Annotated in this window: 20 protein-coding genes and 1 riboswitch; of the genes, 10 read left to right on the top strand and 10 right to left on the bottom strand. The window is 55.7% G+C overall.

Annotated features, from left to right (window positions below):
* Positions 1–22: 22 nt before the first annotated feature.
* The 5 genes from Q0796_RS03990 to Q0796_RS03970 all read right to left on the bottom strand — a co-directional run bounded on the left by Q0796_RS03990 (position 23) and on the right by Q0796_RS03970 (position 5,852).
* Positions 23–493 (bottom strand): nitrate reductase cytochrome c-type subunit, encoded by a 471-nt coding sequence (locus tag Q0796_RS03990; RefSeq protein WP_298440460.1) that lies wholly within the window; start codon positions 491–493, stop codon positions 23–25.
* A 67-nt stretch (positions 494–560) separates the two neighbouring features.
* Positions 561–3,047: a periplasmic nitrate reductase subunit alpha gene (gene napA / locus Q0796_RS03985; protein WP_298440458.1), complete on the bottom strand. Its 2,487-nt coding sequence runs from the start codon at positions 3,045–3,047 to the stop codon at positions 561–563.
* Positions 3,044–3,316, bottom strand: a complete 273-nt coding sequence (locus Q0796_RS03980) for a chaperone NapD (RefSeq protein WP_298440456.1) — start codon at positions 3,314–3,316, stop codon at positions 3,044–3,046. Before Q0796_RS03980 ends, napA begins: the two co-directional genes overlap by 4 nt.
* Before the next feature lie 2 nt (positions 3,317–3,318).
* Positions 3,319–3,804, bottom strand: coding sequence for a ferredoxin-type protein NapF (gene napF / locus Q0796_RS03975; protein WP_298440455.1), 486 nt, complete (start codon positions 3,802–3,804; stop codon positions 3,319–3,321).
* A 335-nt stretch (positions 3,805–4,139) separates the two neighbouring features.
* On the bottom strand, positions 4,140–5,852 hold the full coding sequence (locus Q0796_RS03970; RefSeq protein ID WP_298440454.1) for a proline--tRNA ligase: 1,713 nt from the start codon (positions 5,850–5,852) through the stop codon (positions 4,140–4,142).
* A gap of 217 nt (positions 5,853–6,069) precedes the next feature.
* Between Q0796_RS03970 and Q0796_RS03965 the strand changes: the two genes are divergently transcribed.
* Both Q0796_RS03965 and Q0796_RS03960 read left to right on the top strand, forming a co-directional pair.
* A complete protein-coding gene (locus tag Q0796_RS03965) occupies positions 6,070–7,674 on the top strand; it encodes a diguanylate cyclase (RefSeq protein ID WP_298440453.1) in 1,605 nt (534 codons plus the stop codon).
* An 87-nt stretch (positions 7,675–7,761) separates the two neighbouring features.
* Positions 7,762–8,424, top strand: coding sequence for an acyltransferase (locus Q0796_RS03960; RefSeq protein WP_298440452.1), 663 nt, complete (start codon positions 7,762–7,764; stop codon positions 8,422–8,424).
* 46 nt (positions 8,425–8,470) lie between these two features.
* On the opposite strand, the gene tsaA is transcribed toward Q0796_RS03960, so the two are convergent.
* From tsaA to Q0796_RS03935, 5 genes are all read right to left on the bottom strand, one after another.
* Entirely contained in the window at positions 8,471–9,178 is a 708-nt protein-coding gene (gene tsaA / locus Q0796_RS03955) for a tRNA (N6-threonylcarbamoyladenosine(37)-N6)-methyltransferase TrmO (protein WP_298440451.1), read from the bottom strand.
* Positions 9,175–9,534, bottom strand: coding sequence for an Rcs stress response system protein RcsF (rcsF, locus tag Q0796_RS03950; protein WP_298440450.1), 360 nt, complete (start codon positions 9,532–9,534; stop codon positions 9,175–9,177). The genes tsaA and rcsF overlap by 4 nt, the downstream gene beginning before the upstream one ends.
* A 128-nt stretch (positions 9,535–9,662) precedes the next feature.
* The gene (locus Q0796_RS03945) at positions 9,663–10,934 is read right to left on the bottom strand and encodes an amidohydrolase (protein ID WP_298440449.1); all 1,272 of its coding nucleotides are present in this window, start codon (positions 10,932–10,934) and stop codon (positions 9,663–9,665) included.
* 8 nt (positions 10,935–10,942) lie between these two features.
* Positions 10,943–13,960 (bottom strand): amidohydrolase family protein, encoded by a 3,018-nt coding sequence (locus Q0796_RS03940; RefSeq protein ID WP_298440448.1) that lies wholly within the window; start codon positions 13,958–13,960, stop codon positions 10,943–10,945.
* A 154-nt stretch (positions 13,961–14,114) separates the two neighbouring features.
* A complete protein-coding gene (locus Q0796_RS03935; protein ID WP_298440447.1) occupies positions 14,115–14,507 on the bottom strand; it encodes an H-NS family nucleoid-associated regulatory protein in 393 nt (130 codons plus the stop codon).
* Positions 14,508–14,828: 321 nt separating this feature from the next.
* On the opposite strand from Q0796_RS03935, the gene Q0796_RS03930 reads away from it, so the two are divergent.
* From Q0796_RS03930 to Q0796_RS03895, 8 genes are all read left to right on the top strand, one after another.
* Positions 14,829–15,551: an electron transfer flavoprotein subunit beta/FixA family protein gene (locus tag Q0796_RS03930; RefSeq protein ID WP_298440446.1), complete on the top strand. Its 723-nt coding sequence runs from the start codon at positions 14,829–14,831 to the stop codon at positions 15,549–15,551.
* A complete protein-coding gene (locus Q0796_RS03925; RefSeq protein ID WP_298440445.1) occupies positions 15,548–16,441 on the top strand; it encodes an electron transfer flavoprotein subunit alpha/FixB family protein in 894 nt (297 codons plus the stop codon). Before Q0796_RS03930 ends, Q0796_RS03925 begins: the two co-directional genes overlap by 4 nt.
* Before the next feature lie 100 nt (positions 16,442–16,541).
* Positions 16,542–16,739, top strand: a riboswitch (Lysine riboswitch).
* A gap of 88 nt (positions 16,740–16,827) precedes the next feature.
* On the top strand, positions 16,828–18,378 hold the full coding sequence (locus Q0796_RS03920; protein WP_298440444.1) for a Na+/H+ antiporter NhaC family protein: 1,551 nt from the start codon (positions 16,828–16,830) through the stop codon (positions 18,376–18,378).
* Positions 18,379–19,256: 878 nt separating this feature from the next.
* Positions 19,257–19,829 carry a thymidine kinase gene (locus tag Q0796_RS03915; protein ID WP_298440443.1) on the top strand — a complete coding sequence of 191 codons (573 nt, stop codon included), beginning with the start codon at positions 19,257–19,259 and terminating at the stop codon, positions 19,827–19,829.
* Between the two features lie 9 nt (positions 19,830–19,838).
* Entirely contained in the window at positions 19,839–20,015 is a 177-nt protein-coding gene (locus Q0796_RS03910) for a hypothetical protein (protein WP_298440442.1), read from the top strand.
* 107 nt (positions 20,016–20,122) lie between these two features.
* Entirely contained in the window at positions 20,123–21,319 is a 1,197-nt protein-coding gene (locus Q0796_RS03905; protein ID WP_298440441.1) for a flagellin, read from the top strand.
* A 189-nt stretch (positions 21,320–21,508) separates the two neighbouring features.
* The gene (locus tag Q0796_RS03900; RefSeq protein WP_298440440.1) at positions 21,509–22,696 is read left to right on the top strand and encodes a flagellin; all 1,188 of its coding nucleotides are present in this window, start codon (positions 21,509–21,511) and stop codon (positions 22,694–22,696) included.
* Between the two features lie 244 nt (positions 22,697–22,940).
* Positions 22,941–24,095, top strand: coding sequence for a flagellin (locus Q0796_RS03895; RefSeq protein WP_298440439.1), 1,155 nt, complete (start codon positions 22,941–22,943; stop codon positions 24,093–24,095).
* The last annotated feature ends 227 nt before the right edge of the window (positions 24,096–24,322 follow it).

Here is a 24,322-nt window from a genome sequence, read left to right as displayed (position 1 = left end):
GAAGATCTCCTAGCGCAGGTGACTATTGCTTCTGCAGGGCGTCAACACGCTGGAAGGCGTTTTCAACCAGTGGGTTAGCTTGCGCTTGTGGTACGTGGCACTGCAAACAGAAGTAACGACGGGGCGAGACGTCGGCCAACACCTGCCCTTCACGGGTTTGGTAGTGGGTTACGCTGATCTTGGTGGCGTCCATCTCGGTGGCGTTTTTCCAGCTGTGGCACGAGAGGCATTTGTTGACGTTCAGCGACACTTCATAGTTGCGAATGGTGTGTGGGATCAGCGGTGGCTGATACACGTATTCACTTTCAATCTTGCCTTGATCCCGTGGAAAACGCTTGAGCGGATCCGCCGCACGGGTGGTTTCCAATTCACTGGCACCCCGTAGGGATTCAACCCCCCCAATGCCGCGAACTGGTGCCGTTTCGTCGGCACTGTGAACGTAAGTTGCAAAGGTCATGAGCACTGTCACAACCGCTAACACGATGGCTTTCATATAACTCTCCGCCTAATGGCTATCGCGCCGTTGTGGCCGCATTGGCCAGCCACAACGGGCAAGGGGCTTAGATCTTGGTGATCTTGATGGGGCACTTCTTAAAGTCGGTCTGCTTTGAAAGCGGATCGGTGGCGTCCATGATCAATTTATTGACGAGGATGCGCGCATCAAAGAAGGGCACAAAGACCAAGCCGACCGGGGGGCGGTTGCGGCCACGGGTTTCCACGCGGCAACGCACTTCACCACGGCGCGATGCCAGCATCACTTCGTCGCCCCGGCGCAGGCCGCGCGCTTCGGCGTCGTCTGGGTGGATGTAACACAGGGCATCCGGCACCGCTTTGTACAGCTCTGGCACGCGGCGGGTCATGGTGCCGGTGTGCCAATGTTCGAGTACGCGCCCAGTACACAGCCACATATCGTATTCGCTGTCTGGGTTTTCCGGTGCCGGTTCAAAGGGGGCGAAGATGATGTTGGCCTTGCCATCGGGCTTGCCGTAGAACTTAAAGCCTGCGCCTTTTGGCACGTAAGGATCGTGGCCTTCGACAAAGCGCCACTTGGTTTCCTTGCCATCCACTACCGGCCAGCGTAAGCCGCGCTCTTGGTGGTAGCGATCGTATGGGGCCAAATCGTGGCCGTGGCCGCGGCCGAAGATGGCGTACTCTTCAAACAGCCCTTTTTGTACGTAGAAGCCTTGATCGTGGGATTCGTCGTTCAGCGCTTTGGCTTCTGACAGCGGGTACTTATCTACCTGACCGTTACGGAACAATACGTCGTACATGGTTTTGCCACGGTACTCCGGTTTTTGCGCCAACAGGGCTTCGTCCCACACCTCTTCAATTTTGAAGCGCTTGGAGAACTCCATCAGCTGCCACAGATCCGACTTGGCGTCGCCTTGGGCTTTCACCTGCTGATACCACACCTGGGTACGGCGCTCGGCGTTGCCGTAGCCGCCTTCTTTTTCTACCCACATCGCGGTGGGTAAGATCAGATCCGCCGCTTGTGCGGTGGCGGTTGGGTAGGGATCGGAACAAACCACGAAGTTGTCTGGATTGCGGTAGCCCGGCAGACGCTCTTCGTTGATGTTTGGCCCCGCTTGCATGTTGTTGTTGCACATCACCCAGTAAGCGTTGAGCTGACCATCGTGCAGTTTGCGATCTTGCAGTACCGCGTGGAACCCGGGCTTGGCCGGAATGGTGCCATCGGGCAACTTCCAGACCTTTTCGGCGTAGGCGCGGTGTTCCGGGTTCTTCACCACCATGTCGGCGGGCAACCGGTGGGCGAAGGTGCCCACTTCACGGGCGGTACCACAGGCCGAGGGTTGGCCGGTGAGCGAGAATGGGCTGTTGCCTGGTTGGGAGATTTTGCCGGTCAACAGGTGGATGTTGTAGACCAAGGAATTCATCCAAACACCACGGGTGTGTTGGTTCATGCCCATGGTCCACAGCGACATCACTTTGGTGTTTGGATCGGCGTATTGCTTGGCCATCTCCAGCAGCTTGTTGGCGGGGATCCCCGACATCTCAACCGTTTTCTCCAAGGTGTACTCGGCCACTGAGGCTTTGTACTGCTCGAAGGTCATCTGCTCCATCTTGCCAACATTGGGGTTCTTGGCTTTTTTCTGCAGTGGGTGTTCGTCGCGCAGGCCGTAGCCGATGTCGGTGGTCGCACGCTTAAAGTGAGTGTGCTTGTTAACGAAGTCCCAATTAACGGCGTCGTTTTCGATGATGTAGTTGGCAATGAAATTGGCGATGGCCAGATCCGATTGCGGCGTGAAGATCATGCCGTTATCTGCCAGCTCGAACGAGCGATGGTAGTAAGTGGACAGCACGTTCACTTTCACGTGAGGGTTGCTCAGGCGGCGATCACTGATGCGGGTCCACAGTACCGGGTGCATCTCGGCCATGTTCGAGCCCCACAACACGAAGGCGTCTGCGTGTTCGAAGTCGTCGTAACAGCCCATGGGTTCGTCAATGCCAAAGCTGCGCATAAAGCCACCAACGGCCGAAGCCATGCAATGGCGCGCGTTCGGATCGATGTTGTTGGAGCGGAAGCCGGCTTTCATCATTTTTGCCGCGGTGTAGCCCTCCATGATGGTCCACTGACCCGAGCCAAACATGCCCACGCTGGTTGGCCCTTTGGCTTTCAGCGCGGCTTTCCATTTGTCCGCCATGATGTCGAACGCTTGGTCCCAACTGATCGGGGCAAACTCCCCATTTTTGTCGAACTTGCCGTTGCTCATTCGCAGCAGTGGCGTTTGCAGACGATCCTTGCCGTACATGATTTTCGACAGGAAATAGCCCTTAATGCAGTTTAAACCGCGGTTAACCGGCGCTTCCGGATCCCCTTGGGTTGCCACGATTTGGCCATCTTTGGTGCCCACTAACACCGAACAACCGGTGCCGCAAAAACGACAAGGGGCCTTGTCCCAGCGGATCTTGGTTTGGTCCGAACTGACAATGAGATTGGTTGCTGCAGCGGGCAAGGTGATCCCGGCAACGGCGGCGGCCGATGCAGCGGCGTTTGCTTTAACAAACGCGCGTCTGGTCATTTTCATGCAAAGTCCTCAGTTTCTGAGTCGAATTGTTCGATTTGGTGGTACACCAAAAAGGTGGTTAACACGTTCGGAAAGGCGTTGATGACTTCAATGGTGTCGGTAACAAAGCCTTGGTTGGCGGTTTCCAGCACCACCACAATCTTGCCGTCGGGGCTGTCGCCGTGGATCTCGGTATTCTCCAGCCCCTGTATCAGTGCTTTGGTGGCTTCAAGCTGGTCGGGTTTGACGTGCACGACCAAGCTGGAGATGTGAACCTCTTGCTGCGCCATAGTTAGTTCTCTTGTGGGGAAATCATGGAGATGGCCGCGGTAGGACAGCCAGCAATGCAGGCGCCACAACCGTTGCAGCTGTCTTGCTGCAGTTGCGGCTGAGCCACGGCACCAACCGCTAGCTTGAATTGAATCGCCATCGGCTGGCATTGATCGCCGCAACTGCGACATTCGATGTTTTGTTGGGCCAAACATTGTTGGCTGATGCTGATGTGATTGGGCCACGGGGCGGTGTTGGTGTCGGCAAACAGGGCTTCGGGACAGGCTTGGGCACAAGCACCGCAAAAGGTGCATTCTCCGCGGCTGAAATCAACCTGTGGGTAGCCCCCATCGGCGTGAACAATGATGTTGGTTTCGCAAGCGTTAACACAGTGGTTGCAGCGGCTGCAGCGTTCAAGGAAGTCGGGCTCGGCCACAACCCAAGGCAAGCGTTTGCTCACCGGTGTGCGGTGTCGGGCAAATAAGCTGCGGCGGGATGGGTCAAACATACACTTACCTTTTGCTGAGCGATGTTGAGCGGTTGCGTAATAAGCAAGCCGCTGAGTGCGTCAAACAGGGTGTTACGTTATGCGAACTCTTTGTTAAAAATTGTAAAAGGATTTGTTGGCGAAAGAATACCCACTACTGGGTAATTACCGTGGCCGAGCGGACGCAAAGCGGCTTTTAACTCTTTTGTTTGATTTGGATCACGTCTGTGGCGGTGTTGGGTAAAAATAGTTCACGCCATGGGGCTATGGCGATAATCGGTGGGTATTTTGTTCTGGCGCAGAAACAACTGCGCCGCTCGAATGAGCGGCGCGAAAAGTGAAGAAGTCGGTGCGGCTTAGGCCAGAGCGGCTTTCACCTGTGCCACCATGTCGGCCACGGCCACTTCGGTTTTCTCGCCGCTGCGGCGTGACTTCAGCTCTAATACGCCCGCATCAATGCCGCGCTCGCCGATAACGATGTTGAATGGCACCCCGATCAGTTCGTGATCAGCAAACATCACCCCAGGGCGCTCTTTGCGATCGTCAAACAGCACATCGATGCCCGCTGCGGTCAGTTCGTTGTAGAACTGCTCTGCCAGCTCTTGCACGCGATGGGATTTGTGCATGTTCATCGGCACAATCGACACCTGATATGGGGCGATGGCGGTTGGCCAGATGATGCCGCGATCGTCGTGGTTCTGTTCAATGGCAGCGGCCACCAAACGGGACACACCGATGCCGTAACAGCCCATGGTCAATGGCTTCGATTTGCCGTTTTGATCCAAGACGGTGGCGCCCATCGCTTCAGAGTACTTGGTACCCAGCTGGAAGATGTGGCCCACTTCGATGCCACGGGCGATCTCTAAGGTGCCTTGCCCACAAGGGCTTGGATCACCGGCAACCACGTTACGCAGATCGGCCACTTCTGGCAGGGCAACATCGCGCTCCCAGTTGATGTTGAAGTGGTGCTTACCGTCGATGTTGGCGCCGGCACCAAAGTCGCTCAGCAGCGCAACGGAACGGTCGATAACCAGCTTCAGTTGCAGCCCAACTGGGCCTAATGAACCTGGGCCTGCACCAATGGCGGCGCGAATTTCAGCTTCTTCGGCAAACTGCAGCGGGGTGGCCACGTCGGCCAGTTTTTCTGCTTTGATTTCGTTCAAATCGTGATCGCCACGAACCATCAGTGCCACCAGCTCATGCTCGGACGCTTCGGTTGCTTTAACAATCAAAGTTTTAACGGTTTTTTCAATGGCGATGCCGTGTTGCTCAACCAGCTCGGCGATGGTTTTGGCGTTGGGGGTGTCGACTTCAGTCATGGCGGCTGTAGCGGCACCTCGTTCGCCCAGGGCGACGGCTTCGGCTTTTTCGATGTTGGCGGCGTAGTCGGATTCCGTGGAGTAAGCGATGGCGTCTTCGCCGGATTGCGCCAGCACTTGGAACTCGTGGGAGTTATCGCCACCGATGGCGCCGGTGTCAGCCAATACTGGGCGGAACACCAGCCCCATGCGCTCTAAAACACGACAGTAAGCGCCGTGCATCTCATCGTAGGTTTTGTCCATTGACGCTTGGTCAATGTGGAAGGAGTATGCGTCCTTCATCAAAAATTCACGTGAACGCATCACCCCAAAACGCGGACGACGTTCGTCACGGAACTTGGTTTGGATCTGATACAGGTTCAGTGGCAGCTGCTTGTAGGATTTCACTTCGTTACGAACGATGTCGGTGATCACCTCTTCGTGGGTTGGCCCCAAGACGAAGTCACGGTTGTGACGATCCTTCAAGCGCGCCATCTCTGCGCCCATTTCGTCCCAACGGCCAGTTTCTTGCCACAGATCGGCAGGCTGAACCACAGGCATCAGCGTTTCAACTGACCCCGCGCGGTTCATCTCTTCGCGCACAATGGCTTCAACCTTACGCAGCACCCGCAAGCCGGTTGGCAAGTAGGTGTACAGGCCCGCGGCCAATTTGCGGATCATGCCGGCACGCAGCATCAGCTGGTGGCTGACGATCTCGGCGTCAGCTGGGGTTTCCTTCAAGGTGGAAATCAGAGTTTGACTAGTACGCATTTGGCTAATTCGCTTTGGTGAACACAGAAAAATAAGTCCGCTATTTTACCAGAACAGCCGCCGCAATCCATGCTTTGCGCCACTTTAACTGCAGCGGCGTGTGGTGGCGTCATGGATAGAGCTTAACTACCCTTAATTTAAGCCAAACTCAGGCGGTTTGAATTTGGCTAATGGCAGCAAGATGGTAGCTTCAAGGATGAAGGGTAGGGATCAACGGATGCGGCGAGTAGCGCTATTGTGGCTGTCGATAATCGTAAGCTGTGGTTTGTTTTTGATGCTGGCGCAGCGGTTTTATCAGGCCGAGCGCGATCAGTTGGATCGAGCGCTAAACGCCACCGTGGCTCAGCAAGCGGACATGTTGCGCTGGCACATGCGCAGTTCCTTTGATGTGTTGCAGCAGCTGGCGGTGCTGTTTAATGCCGGAGAACAGGTGGGCATTGAACAGTTCCGTACCGTGGCGGAACCGATCCTAGCCCGGCATCGCGAAGTGCAGGCCTTGAAGTGGTTGCCCAAAGTGGGCCATCTGGCGCGCCCCGAGCGCGAATTAGCGTGGCAATCGACCTTTCCCAATTTCACTTTTACCGAACAGCAGCGCAGCCGCATTGTGCCGGCCAAGGCGCGCAAATTTTACTACCCGGTATTGTATGTGGCGCCATTGGCCACCAATGAAACCGCCTTTGGTTTTGATTGGGGCTCGGATCCCAGCCGCTTAAGCGCGTTGATGCGAGCCCGAGACAAAGCCGAGCTGGTGGTCAGTGAAGTGCGCCAGCAGCTGGAAAACAACACCCCTTACACCATGGTGTCGGTGATGCTGCCGATCTACCAAAGTTTGCCGTTAACCCTAGAGGATCGGCGCCAAAGCTTGTTGGGTTTCGTGGTCGGTGAGTTTCGGCTGCAAGAGATGGTCGGGGCCACTTTCTACAACCACGATCGCCGTTTAATCGATTTTCGCTTGGTGGACGACAGCGATAATGGCCGCACTCTGTATACCTTGGGGCAATTTGACCTCAGCACCGATCTGCCGTTGATGGATCGCTCCTTACCCAATGTTGGCGGTCGGGATTGGCGCTTACAGGCGTTGCCGCAGCCGCATTTTTACCACGAAAAAATGACTGTGGTGCCGTGGGTGATCGGGCTGGCGGGTTGTTTGGGCAGCATCTTGGTGGTGTTTACCGTGTACCAGTTACTGCGGCGTAATGAATCGATTGCGCGATTGGTGCAAGCGCGCACCGATGAACTTCACGATGCCAATCAAAAACTGGTGCAATTGTCGCTTACCGATGGCCTAACTGAGATCGGCAATCGCCGTCAGTTTGATTACTGGTTAGAGCAAGAGTGGGAAGCCGGTAAACGCAGCGGTAAGGCGATGTCGCTGATGCTGTTGGATGTGGATCAATTTAAGGCCTACAACGACAACTACGGCCATCGGGCTGGCGATAGGGTGTTGCGGCAGATAGCCAAGGCGCTGAAACGCCGATTGAATCGACCACGGGATCTGATTGCTCGGTACGGCGGCGAGGAGTTTGCGGTGATCTTGCCGGAAACCACCGATAACGCCTCGGTGTTAGCGCAGGCGCTGTGTGAAGCGGTAGCCGAAGAGCAGATCCCCCATGAATTTGGCGGTGGCATTGGGGTGGTGACGGTGAGCATTGGGGTGGTGACTCAGGTGCCCGAAGAAAACAGCGATGCCCGCCACATGGTCGAATTGTCGGATCAAGCGCTGTATCGGGCCAAGGCCGACGGGCGCAACCGCTTTGTTGCCTATGGCGGTCGGCCGAAACTGCTGGAAGGGGGCCGCGGAGACTTGGTGCACAGCGATTAACCACGGCGACGAACCACAACGATTCTTTTTTTCTGGCGAGGCTGCGACAATGGCGACCTTGCTTGTTATTAAACTCCACGGTTGTTGATGTCTGAACTCCCCGCTAACCATTGGCGTAATTACCCCGCCGCCGATCTGATCAGCCAACATAAGCAGCGGCTTAATTACATGCCGTGGCTTTACCCCAAACTGAAACCCAAACAACTGCAATGGGCATTGCCGTGGCAACAACAGCTGCAGGCGAAGCTCAGTGCCTTTGAAACGGTGCAGTTTGCTGAGCGTTGCTTTGTGGCCCAAACCGCGCAGCTGTTTGCTGAGCCTGGCCGAGACATTGTGGTGGGAGCGGGCAGCCATGTTGGGGCCGACAGTTTTTTGCACGGGCCCATTCGCATTGGTGCCAACGTGGGCATTAACCACGGCTGCAGCTTTGATGGTGGTAAGGCCGGCATCGTCATCGGCGATCACTGCCGCATCGCCGCCAACGTCAAAATTTACGCCTTTAACCATGGCTTGGGCAGTAACGCCCTGGTTGTGGAGCAGCCGGTCAGCAGCCAAGGGGTGGTGCTGGGCGAGGATGTCTGGCTTGGCACGGGGGTCGCCATTTGTGATGGCGTAACCATTGGCGACCACGCGGTGATTGGCATGGGCAGCGTGGTCACCAAGGCCGTGCCAGAGTACGAGATCTGGGCGGGCAATCCGGCGGTCAAAATTGGCGATCGGCGCGAGAAAGCGGATTACCACCCCGGTTAATCGGCCGTACCGCTGGGCGTGTTCGTTGCGGTATGGGCGAGGCGAGTTAAGGTGCTGGCGGTAATGGCACCACGGCAGTAACGCAGTTGCAGTAGTCGATCACCTGCCACCGCAAGTCGAGATCGTGCAGCTGCACCCCATATTCCCGTTCTGGCTCCCGTTGGTAAGCGGGGCGCGGATCCTGCGCCAGCACTTGCTCGGCCAATTGGGCAAATTCTGGGTAGCGCTGCTGGGCGGCCTGCCATTGTGGCTGAGCCGCTTCGAGCACTTTCATTGGCATGGGTGTGGGGGCGTCTTGGGCGTAGCCGCCAAGGGCGTCGGGCAGGGCATCCGAGTAGGGCACATAGGGCTTGATGTCGTAGATTGGGGTGCCATCGAGCAGATCCAGCCCGGACACTTCAACAATGTGCTGTTTGCCCTCTTTCAGCACGCGATGCAGTTTGACCACCGACATCGCTAAGCCGTTCGGGCGAAAGGTGGCGCGACTGGCAAACACACCAATGCGGGTGTTGCCGCCAAGGCGCGGCGGCCGCACCGTTGGTTTCCAGCCCTGTTCGCTGTTTTGGTGAAAGCCCCAGATCAGCCACAAATGGCTAAATTGCTCTAGGCCGCGCAAACATTCATCGCGGTTGCAGTCGTCTTGCATCAACAGACGACCAATGGCCGCAGGCACTAAGTTTGGCTGACGTGGGATCGCAAACTTTTGCTTGTAGGGCGATTGGCACAAGGCAACGGGGCTGAGTAACTGCTTCATTGGGGTAACTGCACCGCTTGGCCTGTGCAAAGAACGCTGCTTAGGCAGCTGGGCTGGGCACCGAGCTCAACGCATTGGCTTAGCACCACGCCATTGGCGCCAAGGTTGGCGGCCGCTTGGCGCAACTGGGTACGTGCGCGGGCCAAATCCGCTGGCGCTTGGCTGGCATCCACTTGGCAACTTTGGCCTTCGACAAACCCAACAGGGCTGGCATCGCTTGGCATCGAGTGATGCAGCGTAACCTTGGCGACGGCAAAGTACGCTTTGATGGGAGCAGGATCGAGATTGGTGCTGATGTCGTAGCTGCTGTTGCAGCCACCAAGCAGTAATAGGCCAAGTAAGATGGAGCGATGCATATAAGGCTCAATTGCAGAGGGAAAGGCCGATTATATCAACTCCGGTGGGTGCGCTGAACCGCCGTAACCGATAAAAAAGCGGAGCCCGTGGGCTCCGCTGTTGTGACGCTGATATGGTTACCAGAGGCTTACTGTTGAGCCTGCTGCTGATAACGCTGCTGGTACTTTTGGTACAAGCGTTGGTGGCGGTTATCCAGGTTGATGGCTTTGCCTGCCAACCACATCTGTTCAACCCCATGTTGGCTTGGATCAAACAGATCGCCACGGCTGAGGATCACACTGGCCGGTGCCCCGACTTCAATGCGGCCTAACCGTGGTTGGCCCAACAGCTTGGCGGGCGTTGCACTGATGGCATTCAATGCGGCGGTTTTGTCTAAGCCAAAGGCCACCGCTTGTCCGGCCACAAACGCCAGATTGCGGCTTTCCCAGCTGCCACTAAAGGCAAGGGCAAATTCCACCCCAGCGTCGGCCAGCATGGCCGGAATTTGAAAGGCCAGATCGTATGGTTGATCCGCGTGGCGCGGCAGGCCTTTGCCGTGGGTGTAGATCACGGCGACGTTAGCGGCCTTCAAGCTGTCGGTCATCAGGTAACTGTCGAAGCCACCCACAATCACCAATTGCAGCTTAAATTGCTGCGCCAAGGCGATGGCGTGCTCCATCTGTCGTTGCTGATTGGCGTGCACAAACAGGCTGGATTGGCCACGCATCAATTGCGCCATCGCTTGCCAACGGGTATCGATTTGCTGGCGGGGCACCTGCAGGTAGTGACTGGCGTCGGTAAAGGCATCAATGATGCGTTGGTGCTGGCGGGCGTAGTGCTCGGCGCCCTCTTGCCGTTGTTTGCCCTGAGCTAAGCGCGCATCCGGCCAGTACAGGTGCACGCCGGTGTCAGCGGCAACCATGGCGTCGTGTACGTTCCAACCATCCAACTGCACCAACGCCGATTGGCCGGCCAGCATGCCGCCTTTCGGGGTGAGCTGGGCGTAACCGATGCCATTGGCTCGCAGCGTTGGCAGCACTTCCGATTCAATGTTAAAGGCGCTGGCGGCGCGCAGTTGGGGGTTGATCAGCCCCACTTCTCGGCTATCTACGGTGGCGCGTACGGCGCCAATTTCGGTTAACCCAATCTGATTATCCAGGCCGATAAGGGTGGGATAGAGGTGCTTGCCACTGGCGTCTAATACCGTTGCGTTAGCAGCGGCAAGATCGGTGCCGATGGCGGCGATTTTGCCCGCTTGCAGCAACACGTCGGTGTTGGTGAGCACGCCCTCCGGGGTGTGCACGGTCGCGTTACTGATCAGCTGCGCTTGGGCCTGTTGGCCCGGCAGCAGATCGTGGCTGTGGCTGGCAGGGCTAATAGCGATCGCTACCAGCGCCAGCAGGGTGTTCAATTTAGTCATGGTGAGTCCTAGTGGCTGTGGTTGGCGTGAGCGGTTTGGCCGGCACTGTCGCAATGCCACGCGGGAACCGGTTCTGGGGTGAGCCAGATCCCTGCGCTGGCGGGGCTGCTATCGGCCATCACTTTGGCCAGCAGGGCCGCGCGTTCGTTGGCAACGGCATCGCGCTGCTGCTTATCTTGCGCTAACGAGAAGTAGCTGGCGCCTTCAATCCACGTTTGCTCTGCACGGGCGTAAACCGACAGCGGGTTGGCGCTCCATAACACCAGATCCGCTTGTTTGCCGGTTTCGATGGAACCCACTAAGTGATCGACTTTCAGCTGTTTGGCAGGGTTTAAGGTCACCATTTGCCACGCTTGCTGTTCGTCCATGCCGCAGTACATCATCGATTTCGCGGCTTCTTGGTTGAGGCGGCGGATCAAATCACGGCTGTCGGAGTTGATGCTGGTGAGCACCCCTTGTTCGTTCAGCAAGCAGGCGTTTTGCGGAATGGCGTCGTACACCTCAAACTTATAGGCCCACCAATCGGCAAAGGTGGAAGCACTGGTGCCCGCTGCCGCCATCTCGGAGGCAACCTTGTAGCCTTCAAGAATGTGGGTGAAGGTTTGCACCTTAAAGTCCATCTCTGCGGCTAGGTCGAGCATCATTAAGATCTCGGACTGCACGTACGAGTGCACGTGAATGTGACGTTCATTATTCAACACTTCTAACACCGTATTCAGGCGCAGATCCGGTTTCGGGGCCACGGTGCGTTTTTTGGCGCTGCGGCTTAAGTCGTCGTAATCCTGCTGAGCTTGCTGCTGGTTACGCGCTCGCTGGAAGCCATCACGCAGCAGCGCTTCTACGCCCATGCGGGTTTGTGGGTAGCGCTGTTTAAAGTCATCGCCCCAGTTACTTTGCTTAACGTTTTCCCCCAAGGCGAACTTGATTGATGGTGGGGCTTGGGTGAACTTCAAGCCGTCGGCATCGGCTCCCCAGCGCAGCTTGATGACTTGGGCTTGGCCACCAATCGGATTGGCACTGCCATGCAACAGCTGGGCACTGGTTACGCCACCGGCTAAGGCGCGGTAGATGTGAATGTCGCTGGGATCGAGCACATCGCCAATGTGCACTTCGGCACTGATGTTATCCGACGCTTCGTTAACGCCGCCGTGAATGGCGATGTGGGAGTGTTCGTCGATGATCCCCGCAGTCAGGTGCTTGCCGCTGGCGTCGATCACTTGGTAGCCCGATGGGGTTTTCAGGTTCTGGCCAATTTTGCTGATCTTACCTTGGCGCACGAGCACGTCGCTGTTCAGCAAATTGCCTTGCTCGGTGCTGGTCCAGATGGTGGCATTTTTGATGTGCAGCGATTGCGCCTTAACGGGCTGTGGTTGGCCAAAGGCGACGTTGGGGTAAGTCTGGCGAGAGACGAGCGGCGCCAGTGGTTCAACGTCATCGGCTTTGGCGTCGTTTTCGCCGCCCCGTTTGGCTGACACTTCGATGCGTTCGCCGCTGCTAAGCAGGGCGTAACCGCTTAAGTAATCCCGGTTGCCGTTCAGAGTGACGGTGGCCGTACCTTCGCCGCCCAGCTCGGCCGTATCCAGCTGGAATGATAACTCCGCTTGGCTGGCGTTCAGTTTGTTTAGGGTTAATACGGTTTCGCCCTGCTCAAACTGGCCTTTGAGTTTGCCCTCTTCAACAAACAGCGCCATCTCCAGCGCTTGGTTCTGCCACTCCAGTTGCCACTGGCCACGGATGGCATAACGGTGCTTCGGGGCGATCTGTTGCCATTGACCTTGGGTGACGACGGCTTCAATGCGGCCATCAACAAACAGATCGCCATCGCTGATCACCAGATCGGCACGGTAACCTGGGGCAATTTTGCCAAGCTGTTGTTCCAGCCCGAGGAATTGCGCGGGGGTGGTGGTCAGTGCGGCTAACGCTTGCTCGGCGGTTAAGCCGTGCTGCATCGCTTGGCGTAAATTGGGCAGGAATTTGTCGGCGTCTAACCCTTCTAACGTGATGGCAAAGGGTAATTTGTGTTTTGCTAACTCGGCCAGATTGCTGGGGCTTCGCTCCCAGTGGCGTAATGTTGTGAGCGAGATCTGCGCGGGATCGTAGATGGAATCAATTTGCGGCTTACGGGCGAAGTTAAGCGGCACAATTAATTGCATTGATAGCTGCTTCAGCTGCGGGATCCGTTCAAATTCCAAGCCCGTGCCAAGATAAACCGCATTGTTGTTATTCAATAATTTTGCGGCACGAAGAATATCATCTGGGTGCTTACCTTTAAAAAAGGCTGGCTGTTTATTGAATTGGGTTAACGCCTGCAGGCTCTGTTGCGGTGCTAACTGTGGTTTACCCTGCTGTGATTTATACCACTGCCCTTCGGCCAACACTTGGCGGATAAGCGCCATGGATCCCATGACCGATTGTGGGTAGGCCAGCGGAGAACTGCCTTTATCAAATGACAACCAAGCACCACTTTGAGGTTGGTATATCAGGCCATAGTCGCTTTGTTGGGCTAATGAAGCCACAAAGCCTTGGCCTTGAAAAATACCGTCTTGCCAGGCGGAATGAACGCTGGTGAAACCATTTTTTTGCCACTTTTTAGCCGCATCTTTATCGGGGCTAAAATGATCCGACCACACCATTTCACTGTGCACAGCACTGTTGGGATGTCGGCTGCCAAAACGATCGATTTGATATTGGGGCTTATCGGATTCGTCAAAACTGTACTGCCAATCTAAGCCGTATTGGCTGTAGCTATCGATAAATCCGGGGTAGAGGTATTTTCCTTCCAGATCGATTACTTTTGCGCCAGCAGGAATATTGTTATTCACACTGTGGATCTTGCCGTCTTTAATCACTACAACCGCATTGCTGTTAAATTCGCCAGGGGCAGCAACTAAGTTGACGTTGGTATAGGCGATTAAGCTCGGGGTTTGATCACTAATGGCCAGTTGGTGCTCGCCAATCGCGGCGGCCGTTGGCGCTATGGTTATTGCCAGCCACAATGCAGTGCCGACTTGGGAACAGCGGTTCATTGTTCTTGCTTCCTTGAGAACTTATTGAAGCTGCGTATGTTACAGGTAGGTATGTGTTTTGTAAGCAGTATTGATGGGTGGAGACAGCAGAATAGATGAATTTTTTGTAACAAAAACGGCCGCATAGGCGGCCGTTTTTTAAACGCAATTGGAGTTAGATTAAGAAATCGTCCAAGTTTGCGCCAGCGTCTAAACGCTCTTTAATTGCTTTAGGAGTACGGCCTTGGCCGGTCCAAGTGATCTCTTCGCCATTTACTTCAATTTTGTATTTTGGCGGACGAGGCGCGCGCTTCTTACGAACTTTAACTTCGGCCATTGCGCCTAAGTCATCAACGCTAATGCCATCTTCGGCCATCATTTTACGCAGTGCTTCAATTTTAGCGATGCGTTCTGCGTTGGCTTCGTTTTCAACCTTCAGCTCTTCTTCACGCTCAACAGCGATCGCTTGCATCTTTTCAATTACTTCTTGTAATTCTTCCAGAGACAGTGCTTTCAGTTGAGCTTTCAGGCGGCGACCGTGGGTTAGTACTTCAATAAACTCAGCCATATTGAGATGTCCTATTGTTGAATTTGAGATTGTTAGAATATGTCTTTAATTGAAGAATAAAACTTTTAAAAAAAAAAGCAACAATACAACCAAGATTAAAATATTCATTCAGGCTCTATTCAATAACATTATCCCTTGGCCTTGCCGCTATTGTATTCGCGCACTATTGCCAATAAGCGATTATTTTCGTGATCTTCATCGTTCATTTGCCCTGTTTCGCTGCCACCGGAACCTTTACGCATGTGATAATTCAAGCTCGACTGTCGTGGACTCTATTTGGGTTGCAGCAATAGTTAAGTAACTGAAATACCAAGGGTGAAGATGAAAATATTGGTTGCGGTAAAGACGATTGCACAAACCTTGCCCATTGATGCGAATGGCAACAGTGCGGAAAATAACACCAAATTGATGCTGGATCCTTTTAGCGAAGTGGCGTTAGAGCAGGGGCTGCGAATGCTTGAACAGGGGGAGGCCAGCCAATTAACGGTGGTGAGCGTAAGCCCCAGTGTGCAAGGTTTGCGTGCGGCGATGGCCATGGGCTGCGATCACGCCATTCATATTCCTTATCCGTTAGATGATTGCCAGCAGATTGCGAAAGCACTGCAACAGTGCGCGCAGTCTGTGGGGGCGGATCTGGTGTTGCTGGGCAAGCAATCCGGCGATGGCGACAACCACCAAGTGGCGCAGCGGCTGGCGGCATTATTGCAATGGCCGCTGTTCAGTGCGGTGGATCAACTGCAGTGCCACGGCACTGATCTTGTCGGCTCTGGCCTGTGTGCCGGTGGCCGTGGTCAATATGCGGCCCCCCTGCCGCTGGTGATCAGTGCCGATCTGCGTTTAGCGACCCCGCGCTTTGCGGCGCTGCCGAAGGTGATCCGCGCGCGCCGTCTGCCCATCACCGTCTTTGAGCCAGAGCTCAGCGCCGCTAAGGGCCCGGTCATGCTTAGCCAGAGCTTGTCGCAGCGCAGCCGCCGTGGCGAAACCCTTGATAACGTTACGGCTCTGGCCGAGTTGTTGCGTCCTACTGTTGGAGCGAACCCATGAGCGCCGTATTGATTTTGCACCACCATAACCAAGCCCAGTGGCCGCAGTTGTTTGGCGCGGTAGAGCAGCTGAGCCAACCCTTTGATGTGATTGTCTGTGCGCCGCAGCCGCTGGTCGTGGTGGCGAACGCCCAAGCTGTTATGCGATTGCCGGTGAGCGACCACGACGATCCCCAAGCCATTGCCCGTGCGCTGCTGCCCCATTGTCAGCGGCACCAACAGGTGCTGATGGCCGCGGATCCGTATGGGCGCGAGCTGTTGCCGCTGCTGGCGTCAATGCTGGATCGACCGATGGTGTCGGAAGTAACGGCCATTGCGGGGCAGCAATGGCAGCGTCCGGCTTGGGCTGGCGCCATTGAGCAACAGTTTGATGGCGCTGGGATCGAGTGTTGCCTCAGTGTTCGGGCCAGTGGCTTTGCTGCCACTGCATGCCGTGGCGATGGCAGCGCATTACCGGAGCAGCTGCTAGCCGCACCGGCGGCCACCGCTTTAGTGCGGCAGGTGCAGCCGCTTGCTTCGGCGCGACCGCCACTGGCCACGGCCAGCACAGTGATCGCGGTTGGCCGTGGTGTTGCCACCGCCGAGCAATGGCAACTGGTGGAAGCCCTAGCGGATAAACTGGGGGCGGCCATTGGTGGTACGCGGCCAGTGATTGATGCCGGCGCCTTACCAAGCGAGTTGCAGATTGGCCAAACGGGGCAGCTGATTGCGCCGCAGCGTTATATCGGTCTGGGGATCTCTGGGGCAACTCAACACATGGCGGGGATCAAGCAAGCGGAAACGGTCATTGCGGTTAATCAAGATGGCGCCGCGCCGCTGATGCAGCTGGCGGACTTTGCCTTAGTTGGGGATCTGCAACAGATCCTGCCTGAACTCATGGAAATTTTATAAAAACCGAGACTTGCGTCACGTAATGGCGTTATCTTCAGGGCAAACGAACCTTCCCTATGGTTAGATTGCTGCCGTTACACGCGTAAAGCCGTAACAAACCTACTTGTGTAGAGGCGCACTGCCTATCAGTAACCCAATCGAGGTTGACCGCCGTCGACGTTGGGCCAAAGGAGTCAGTGCCGAAGTGATTTGAGCGTCATCTCATCTCGCTGGGGCTGCATTTAACAGATGCAGCACTGCCATAGTTATCTCTGTCGGGAAGACAGGTTCACCGTAACTATGGAGCGCTACTGAAAGGACGGTGGAACAATTCTTCTGTTGTTTTTCCCCCGCGGCCATCATGGCCGTGTCAGTTGCCTCCATCTTAAAAATAATGATGATAAAAGATGGTTTCTTTAGAATTTAATAATACGATTTTTGCACTGCTGCCACCGCTGGTCGCCATTGTTATGGCTGTTGTCAGCCGTAAAGTCTTACTCTCTTTGGGGTTGGGGATCTTAGTTGGCGTGTTGATGCTGACGGGGTTTTCACCCATGGATACCGTGGCCGAACTTGGCCGCCGTGCGTTGGGGTTGTTTTGGGGCGAAGATGGCCTCGACAGCTGGAACGTGCCGCTGCTGGGCTTCCTGCTGGTGTTGGGCATGACCATCGCCTTAATTAATGCTTCCGGTGCCGCCCGCGCCTTCGCCATTTGGGCACGTCAGCGCATCAAAACCAAACGCCACGCCCGCCTAATGACCATGGCACTGGGAATGGTGATCTTCATTGATGATTACTTTAATACCCTTGCGGTTGGTTCTGTGGCCAAGCCAGTGGCGGACGATCATCAGGTTTCCCGCGAAGAACTGGCCTACGGGGTGGATTCCACCGCCGCCCCAGTGTGTGTGATGGCACCGATCTCCTCATGGGGCGCGTACATTGTTGGTTTGATTGGCTCGGTCTTTGCCGCCCGTGAGATCACCGACATCGGCGCACTGAACGCCTTTTTAACCATGATCCCAATGAACCTGTACGCCATCTTTGCGCTGGCGACGTTGTTTTTGGTGATTGTGTTTGATATTCAATTTGGGCCAATGCGGGCGGCGGTAAGCCGAACTCAAAACAGCGGTCAGTTATGGGACACCAGTAAAGGCAACCCACCAGGGGTGGATGACGAACTGGAAGAGGCCGACAACGGTTCCGTGTGGGGCTTATTGCTGCCAATCCTTACCCTTGTGGTGGCATCGGTTTACTTTATGCTGGCCTCTGGCGCCGCCAACTTAGGCGAGCAAGCCTTCAGTGTGATGGGCGCACTGGAAAACACCGACACCACCGTTGCGCTGTTCCAAGCTTCTTTAGCCAGCTTAGCGGTGGCGCTGCTGGTGGTGATTAAGCAGCGTTTAACGGCCGCCACCATCGGCAAAGCCCTGCGTAGCGGCGCAGCTTCAATGATGCCAGCGGTATACATTCTGCTGTTTGCTTGGACCATCGCTGGCGTGATTGGCGATTTGGAAACCGGTAAGTACTTGGCTTCCTTGGTGCAAACCAGCATGCCGATGTGGTTGCTGCCGTTGTTGATCTTTGTGTTGGCTGGAGTCACCGCGTTCTCTACCGGTTCCAGCTGGGGCACCTTTGCCATCATGCTGCCGATTGCCGCCGATGTGGCGCTGGCGGCGGACGTGGCGATGCTGCTGCCGTTGATGGCGGCGGTACTGGCCGGTGCGGTATTTGGAGATCACTGTTCGCCGATTTCTGATACCACGGTGCTGTCTGGCACCGGTGCCGGTTGCCACCACATCGACCACGTTACCACCCAGTTGCCGTATGCCTTAACCGTTGCGGCCATTGCCGCCTGTGGTTACCTCGCCATTGGCGTAACCGGTTCGGCACTGTTGGGCTTTGTGGCCAGTTCGTTGGCGTTGGTGCTGGCGTTCGTTGCCCTGCGCCGTTTCTGCTAAACGGCGGCTGAAGCCCTCAATGGCCAAACCAACGGTGCCGTTATCGTTGGTTTGGCCAAATCAGCCGCACTGCGTTGTTCCTTTTCGTGCCGGTTCTGCATTCCCCAGCTGATGTTGCTCGGCGTGTCATTGCTGGCTTTGGCCGTGGCGCAGAGCAGCTTAATTTGGCTGTGCATTCGTTAACTGTTGGCGTTGCTGCGCGGTAGCTATTGTCGCCTGCGGCGAGCTTCGATGGCACTGCTTTCAAGTGGTTATGTCGCAGTGGCGATGGCACACTAGCTCGTAGAAAAAGGGGGGGATCCTCCCTTTGGGATCCCATTGCCTTAGCACAGCTCAACTTTCGCTCCTTGCACTGCGCCATTCGGCACGGCATCGATGCGGCATCCATGGCTTAGCGATGCACTCGCAACATCCTGTTGCTCAACCTCATTTTGCAGTACACCGCTCAACGCTGTGATGCGGCAGTAAAGCCAGTGCGGCGTATCTGGCACGGCTAAGTCATCATCTGGCGGTGATAATTTTCTGCCGACTTGGTGACGCCGAGTGCAGCAGTGATGAAGTAAAGCCGAAGGCAGGATGCCGTAGAGGCCAGTTAAGCCATGGATGGCGCATCTGGCCGTTGCTGTAACGCAATGCTGCGAAAACGAGGGGCTGTCGTCACTTCGGAGGCGCTCGGGATTGCAAAGGGACGAGTCCCTTGCCCGCCGCCGAGCGGTCTCGGCAATGACCTTTATGCCGCAGCGGGTCATGCACAATAAGTTCAACAGCTAATTGGTACACAGCCCTTAATTTGGGCTCCGGATCCGGCGCAAACAATTGCTCACCTACCCAGTACGATTGGTATTATAATCTCGCCACTTTTTTAGGAGGGTTGCAGCTTGGCACAACTGTATTTTTACTATTCGGCGATGAATGCCGGCAAATCAACGTCGCTGTTGCAGTCGGCTTATAACTATCACGAGCGTGGCATGAAAGCGCTGGTGTTAACGGCGGCGCTGGACGACCGTTATGGTGTGGGTAAGGTTACCTCGCGCATCGGCTTAGAATCCGACGCGTTGATCTTCGGCAGCGACGACGATCTGCATCAGATGATTGCTGCGCAGCCAGAGCAGCCCAATTGTGTGCTGGTGGATGAGAGTCAGTTTTTGTCCAAGGCGCAGGTGCGACAACTGACTAAAGTGGTCGATCTGTTGGATATTCCGGTGCTGTGTTACGGCTTGCGTACCGACTTCTTGGGTGAGCTGTTTGAAGGTTCACATTACTTGTTGGCGTGGGCCGACAAGTTGGTTGAGCTGAAAACCATCTGCCACTGTGGCCGCAAAGCCAATATGGTGGTGCGTTTAGATGAAAGTGGTGTGGCCGTGCGCGGCGGTGCCCAAGTGCAGATTGGTGGCAACGACAGCTATGTGTCGATGTGCCGTCAGCACTACCGTGAGTTGGCGTGGGATTAACCCGCCACCGTGGATAAAAAAGCCTCCAACCTGGGAGGCTTTTTTGATCCTAGCCCTTGGCGGTTGCGCCATTTTTTCGGCGCGGCAACATGGGGGGCGCTGAAAAACAGCGCAGGATTAACTCGTGACTTTGTTTCTAAGGTGCTGATTGTTATCGGTTATTTTAATTTTTCGGAAATTTATTAAGTTTTTTCTAAAGGAAAAAAACAGCGCGCCGAAACAATGAATGTAACGGGGATGCAGCGTCGGAAAGTTGGCCCCAAAAGCTTTCACTGTTTTGAGGAATTAGCACCATGGCTATCACCGTAAATACCAACGTCACTTCCATGTCTGCCCAGCGCAGCACCAACGCGGCCAGCGCTGCCACCCAAACTTCGATGAACCGTTTGGCGTCGGGTTTACGCATTAACTCCGCCAAAGATGATGCGGCTGGCCTGCAGATCTCCAACCGTTTGACCTCTCAGGTTCGCGGCATGGATGTGGCGATGCGTAACGCCAACGACGGCATCTCGATTGCTCAAACCGCCGAAGGCGCGATGCAAGAGTCCACCAACATTCTGCAGCGTATGCGTGATCTGTCTTTGCAGTCGGCTAACGGCTCGAACTCGGCAGAAGACCGTGCCTCGGTACAAAAAGAGATGGGCGCTCTGCAAACCGAGCTGACCCGTATCGCTGAAACCACCTCGTTCGGTGGTCAAAGCTTGCTGGACGGTTCTTTCGGTACCCAAAGCTTCCAAGTGGGCGCCGAAGCCAACGAAACCATCAGCGTATCACTGTCTGACGTAAGCGCGGATGCCTTGGCACAAGGCACAGCCATTGATAACAACAACCTGATCAGCAAAGCTGGCGTTGACGAAATCATTGATGGCACCGTAACCGCTGGCACCTTGGATTTCACCTTTGACGCGGGTGACGGTACTGGCGTAACCATTCAGGCGGATCTTTCTGCGGTAACCAACGAAGAAGAGTTGCTGGACAGCATCAACAATGCTTTTAAAGCACAAGATATGAACGTGGTTGCGGCCTATGATGACAATGGCAACATCGCCATGAACGGTTCCGTGGCCAACGACATCGACACCAGCGATGCTAACGCGGTTAGCCTGACCTTGGCGGATCCCGCCGGCGGTACGGCCGGTGCCTTTGATAACACTGAGATGGCTGGCGCGACCAACTCTTCCAGCATCGCCGCACTGGATGTGACCTCCGTTGAAGGCTCCCAAGCGGCCATCGACATTATTGACGCCGCCATCAGCCAAATTGACGGTCAGCGTTCCGATTTGGGTGCGGTACAAAACCGCATGAGCCACACCATCAACAACTTGGGCAACATCCAAACCAACGTTGCCGATGCTCGCTCTCGCATCCAAGATGTGGATTTCGCGAAAGAGTCGGCGGAACTGGCGAAAAACCAAGTGTTGTCGCAGTCCTCTTCGGCGATGCTGGCGCAAGCCAACCAGCTGCCACAATCGGCGCTGTCACTGCTGTAATTCTGTCGCAGTTGCACCCCCTAACGGCAGAGCGTTTATCGCTCTGCCGTTTTTGTTGGTGGCGCCAACACGGTGGAGATTAATCCGTCAAAAGGCTAAAGGCCCGCTGAACTTGGCCGACATAACAAGAGACTGGGGATGCAGCAACCTAGCTTGGTCCCACAGGTTTACTTTTATTAGGATCAAATTATGGCTATCACCGTAAATACTAATGTGACCTCGATGTCCGCCCAGCGCAGCACCAACGCTGCCAGCGCGGCAACGCAGACGTCCATGAACCGCTTGGCTTCGGGCCTGCGGATCAACTCCGCCAAAGACGATGCGGCGGGCCTGCAGATCTCCAACCGTTTGACCTCGCAGGTGCGCGGTATGGATGTGGCAATGCGTAACGCCAACGATGGCATCTCCATCGCCCAAACCGCGGAAGGTGCGATGCAGGAATCCACCAACATCCTGCAGCGTATGCGCGATCTGTCTTTGCAGTCCTCGAACGGTTCGAACTCCAAAGAAGACCGTGATTCAATCCAGAAAGAGATTGGCGCACTGTCTACCGAGCTGACCCGTATCGCGGAAACCACCTCGTTCGGTGGCCAAAACTTGCTGGACGGCAGCTTTGGTACTCAGAGCTTCCAAGTGGGTGCTGAAGCCAACGAAACCATCAGCGTATCCCTGTCTGACGTAAGCGCAGATAAGTTGGGCGATCGCAACGCGGTTGATACTGCCGCTGCTGGCAGCACCATCGCCAAAGCCGACATCGACTCGATGGTTGCCGCAGCCACTTCGGCATCGCCTGATGCGGCGCTGTCTTACGCCTACGTTGATGGCGACGGCAACACCAGCACCTTAACCGTAGACATGAGCGACGTGACCGACGGCGAAACCTTAGCCGTGGCCATGAACCAAGCGCTGGGTGATACCGGTGCGGTTGTGGAATACGACAAAACGGCCGGTACCATGAAGTACGGCGGCTCGTTGGAAAACAACGCCACCTTAACCCCAACTGCGGCGGGTACTGGTGTGACTGCGGGTAACTTTGTGGCCCCTGGCATGCAAGGCAACAGCACCGCCAACATTGATGATTTGGACGTAAGCACCTCCGCGGGTTCCCAAGCTGCGGTGGCCATCATTGATGACGCCATTGCTCAGATTGACGGCCAACGTGCCGACTTGGGTGCGGTGCAAAACCGCATGAGCCACACCATCAACAACTTGGGTAACATCCAAACCAACGTTGCTGACGCCCGCTCTCGTATCCAAGATGTTGACTTCGCTAAAGAATCTGCCGAGCTGGCCAAAAACCAGGTGCTGTCGCAGTCCTCTTCCGCGATGCTGGCGCAAGCCAACCAGCTGCCACAATCGGCGCTGTCGCTGCTGTAATTCAGTTAGCCTGTCGCGTCCCCCCAAAAGCAGAGCTTCGGCTCTGCTTTTTTGTGCGGTTAATTTGGCGTGGCGGCCAAGGCGTTGCCGCGCCGATGTGATCTGAGCCACGAACGGCGCTGCGTTTTTTAAAATTACTCGATAAAGCCTAAAGCCCGGTTAAATGATGCCGATAGAGTAGAGGTAACAGGGATCCGACCACGGTGGTTGGTCCCATTGGTTTACACAACTTTAGGAAAACATCATGGCTATTACTGTTAATACCAATGTGACCTCCATGTCGGCCCAGCGCAGCACCAACGCTGCCAGTGCCGCCACCCAAACGTCGATGAACCGTTTGGCGTCAGGTTTACGCATTAACTCCGCCAAAGACGACGCGGCAGGTCTGCAGATCTCCAACCGCCTGACCTCTCAGGTACGTGGTATGGACGTTGCCATGCGTAACGCCAACGATGGCATCTCCATCGCCCAAACCGCGGAAGGCGCGATGCAGGAATCCACCAACATCCTGCAGCGTATGCGTGATCTGTCTTTGCAGTCCTCGAACGGTTCGAACTCCAAAGAAGACCGTGATTCAATCCAGAAAGAGATTGGCGCACTGTCTACCGAGCTGACCCGTATCGCGGAAACCACCTCGTTCGGTGGCCAAAACTTGCTGGACGGCAGCTTTGGTACTCAGAGCTTCCAAGTGGGTTCTGAAGCCAACGAAACCATCAGCGTATCCCTGTCTGACGTAAGCGCCGACAAGCTGGGCGAACGCGCTGCCGTATCCGGTGGTGTGATCGCGGCCGCTGATATCGCCGAATACGCCGACGGCACCGTGTCTGCAATGAGCATCGCGGTTGACCAAGACGGTACTGCTTCTTCAACCTTAACCGTGGATCTGGCCAACGTAACCGACGCGGGCTCTTTGGCCGCGGCGATGAACGACGCTCTGGGTGACAGCGGCGTGGTTGCTGAAGTGGACGATTCTACCGGCAACGTTGTGCTGACCGGCTCTGTTGAAAAGACCGGCGGTACCGTTGCGATGACCGCAACCGGCGCCACCAACGCCCCAACCGCCGCCACCGTGGGTGCCGATGGTTCTGCCAACATCTCGACCCTAGACGTAACCACCACCGGTGGCGCGCAAGCGGCCGTGACCCTGATCGATGACGCCATCGCTCAGATTGACGGCCAACGTGCTGACTTGGGTGCGGTACAAAACCGCATGAGCCACACCATCAACAACTTGGGTAACATCCAAACCAACGTTGCTGATGCCCGCTCTCGTATCCAAGACGTCGACTTCGCGAAAGAGTCTGCTGAACTGGCCAAAAACCAAGTGCTGTCGCAGTCCTCTTCGGCGATGCTGGCGCAAGCCAACCAGTTGCCACAATCGGCATTGTCGCTGCTGTAAGCCAACAGCGGTAGCACGGTTTTTGAGCAACACCAAAAGCAGAGCTTCGGCTCTGCTTTTTTGTGCCTGCAAGCCGATTGTGGCGGCGTTAGGCGGCCGCTGAAATTGATGGGGCAGGGGGCAAGAATGCTGCTGAATTACGCTAATGGCATAACTTTTATGCGGTTTTGTTAGGAAAGATGGGGAATTGCTAAAGGCTTAATATTTACTGCCGATAGCCTAGATGT

This window comes from uncultured Ferrimonas sp. (assembly GCF_947489035.1).
Taxonomy (GTDB): Bacteria; Pseudomonadota; Gammaproteobacteria; order Enterobacterales; family Shewanellaceae; genus Ferrimonas.
The sequence above is the reverse complement of the archived record's forward strand: the minus strand, read 5'-3'. Positions and strand labels throughout refer to the sequence as shown.

Bases quoted from the DNA above. Each gene is read 5' to 3' on its own strand.
- Q0796_RS03980 (WP_298440456.1), bottom strand. From the start codon at position 3,316: ATGGCGCAGCAAGAGGTTCACATCTCCAGCTTGGTCGTGCACGTCAAA.
- Q0796_RS03945 (WP_298440449.1), bottom strand. From the start codon at position 10,934: ATGACTAAATTGAACACCCTGCTGGCGCTGGTAGCGATCGCTATTAGC.
- Q0796_RS03935 (WP_298440447.1), bottom strand. From the start codon at position 14,507: ATGGCTGAGTTTATTGAAGTACTAACCCACGGTCGCCGCCTGAAAGCT.
- Q0796_RS03960 (WP_298440452.1), top strand. From the start codon at position 7,762: ATGTCTGAACTCCCCGCTAACCATTGGCGTAATTACCCCGCCGCCGAT.
- Q0796_RS03900 (WP_298440440.1), top strand. From the start codon at position 21,509: ATGGCTATCACCGTAAATACTAATGTGACCTCGATGTCCGCCCAGCGC.
- tsaA (WP_298440451.1), bottom strand. From the start codon at position 9,178: ATGAAGCAGTTACTCAGCCCCGTTGCCTTGTGCCAATCGCCCTACAAG.
- Q0796_RS03965 (WP_298440453.1), top strand. From the start codon at position 6,070: ATGCGGCGAGTAGCGCTATTGTGGCTGTCGATAATCGTAAGCTGTGGT.
- Q0796_RS03930 (WP_298440446.1), top strand. From the start codon at position 14,829: ATGAAAATATTGGTTGCGGTAAAGACGATTGCACAAACCTTGCCCATT.
- Q0796_RS03920 (WP_298440444.1), top strand. From the start codon at position 16,828: ATGGTTTCTTTAGAATTTAATAATACGATTTTTGCACTGCTGCCACCG.
- Q0796_RS03905 (WP_298440441.1), top strand. From the start codon at position 20,123: ATGGCTATCACCGTAAATACCAACGTCACTTCCATGTCTGCCCAGCGC.
- rcsF (WP_298440450.1), bottom strand. From the start codon at position 9,534: ATGCATCGCTCCATCTTACTTGGCCTATTACTGCTTGGTGGCTGCAAC.
- Q0796_RS03925 (WP_298440445.1), top strand. From the start codon at position 15,548: ATGAGCGCCGTATTGATTTTGCACCACCATAACCAAGCCCAGTGGCCG.
- napA (WP_298440458.1), bottom strand. From the start codon at position 3,047: ATGAAAATGACCAGACGCGCGTTTGTTAAAGCAAACGCCGCTGCATCG.
- Q0796_RS03970 (WP_298440454.1), bottom strand. From the start codon at position 5,852: ATGCGTACTAGTCAAACTCTGATTTCCACCTTGAAGGAAACCCCAGCT.
- napF (WP_298440455.1), bottom strand. From the start codon at position 3,804: ATGTTTGACCCATCCCGCCGCAGCTTATTTGCCCGACACCGCACACCG.
- Q0796_RS03940 (WP_298440448.1), bottom strand. From the start codon at position 13,960: ATGAACCGCTGTTCCCAAGTCGGCACTGCATTGTGGCTGGCAATAACC.
- Q0796_RS03990 (WP_298440460.1), bottom strand. From the start codon at position 493: ATGAAAGCCATCGTGTTAGCGGTTGTGACAGTGCTCATGACCTTTGCA.
- Q0796_RS03895 (WP_298440439.1), top strand. From the start codon at position 22,941: ATGGCTATTACTGTTAATACCAATGTGACCTCCATGTCGGCCCAGCGC.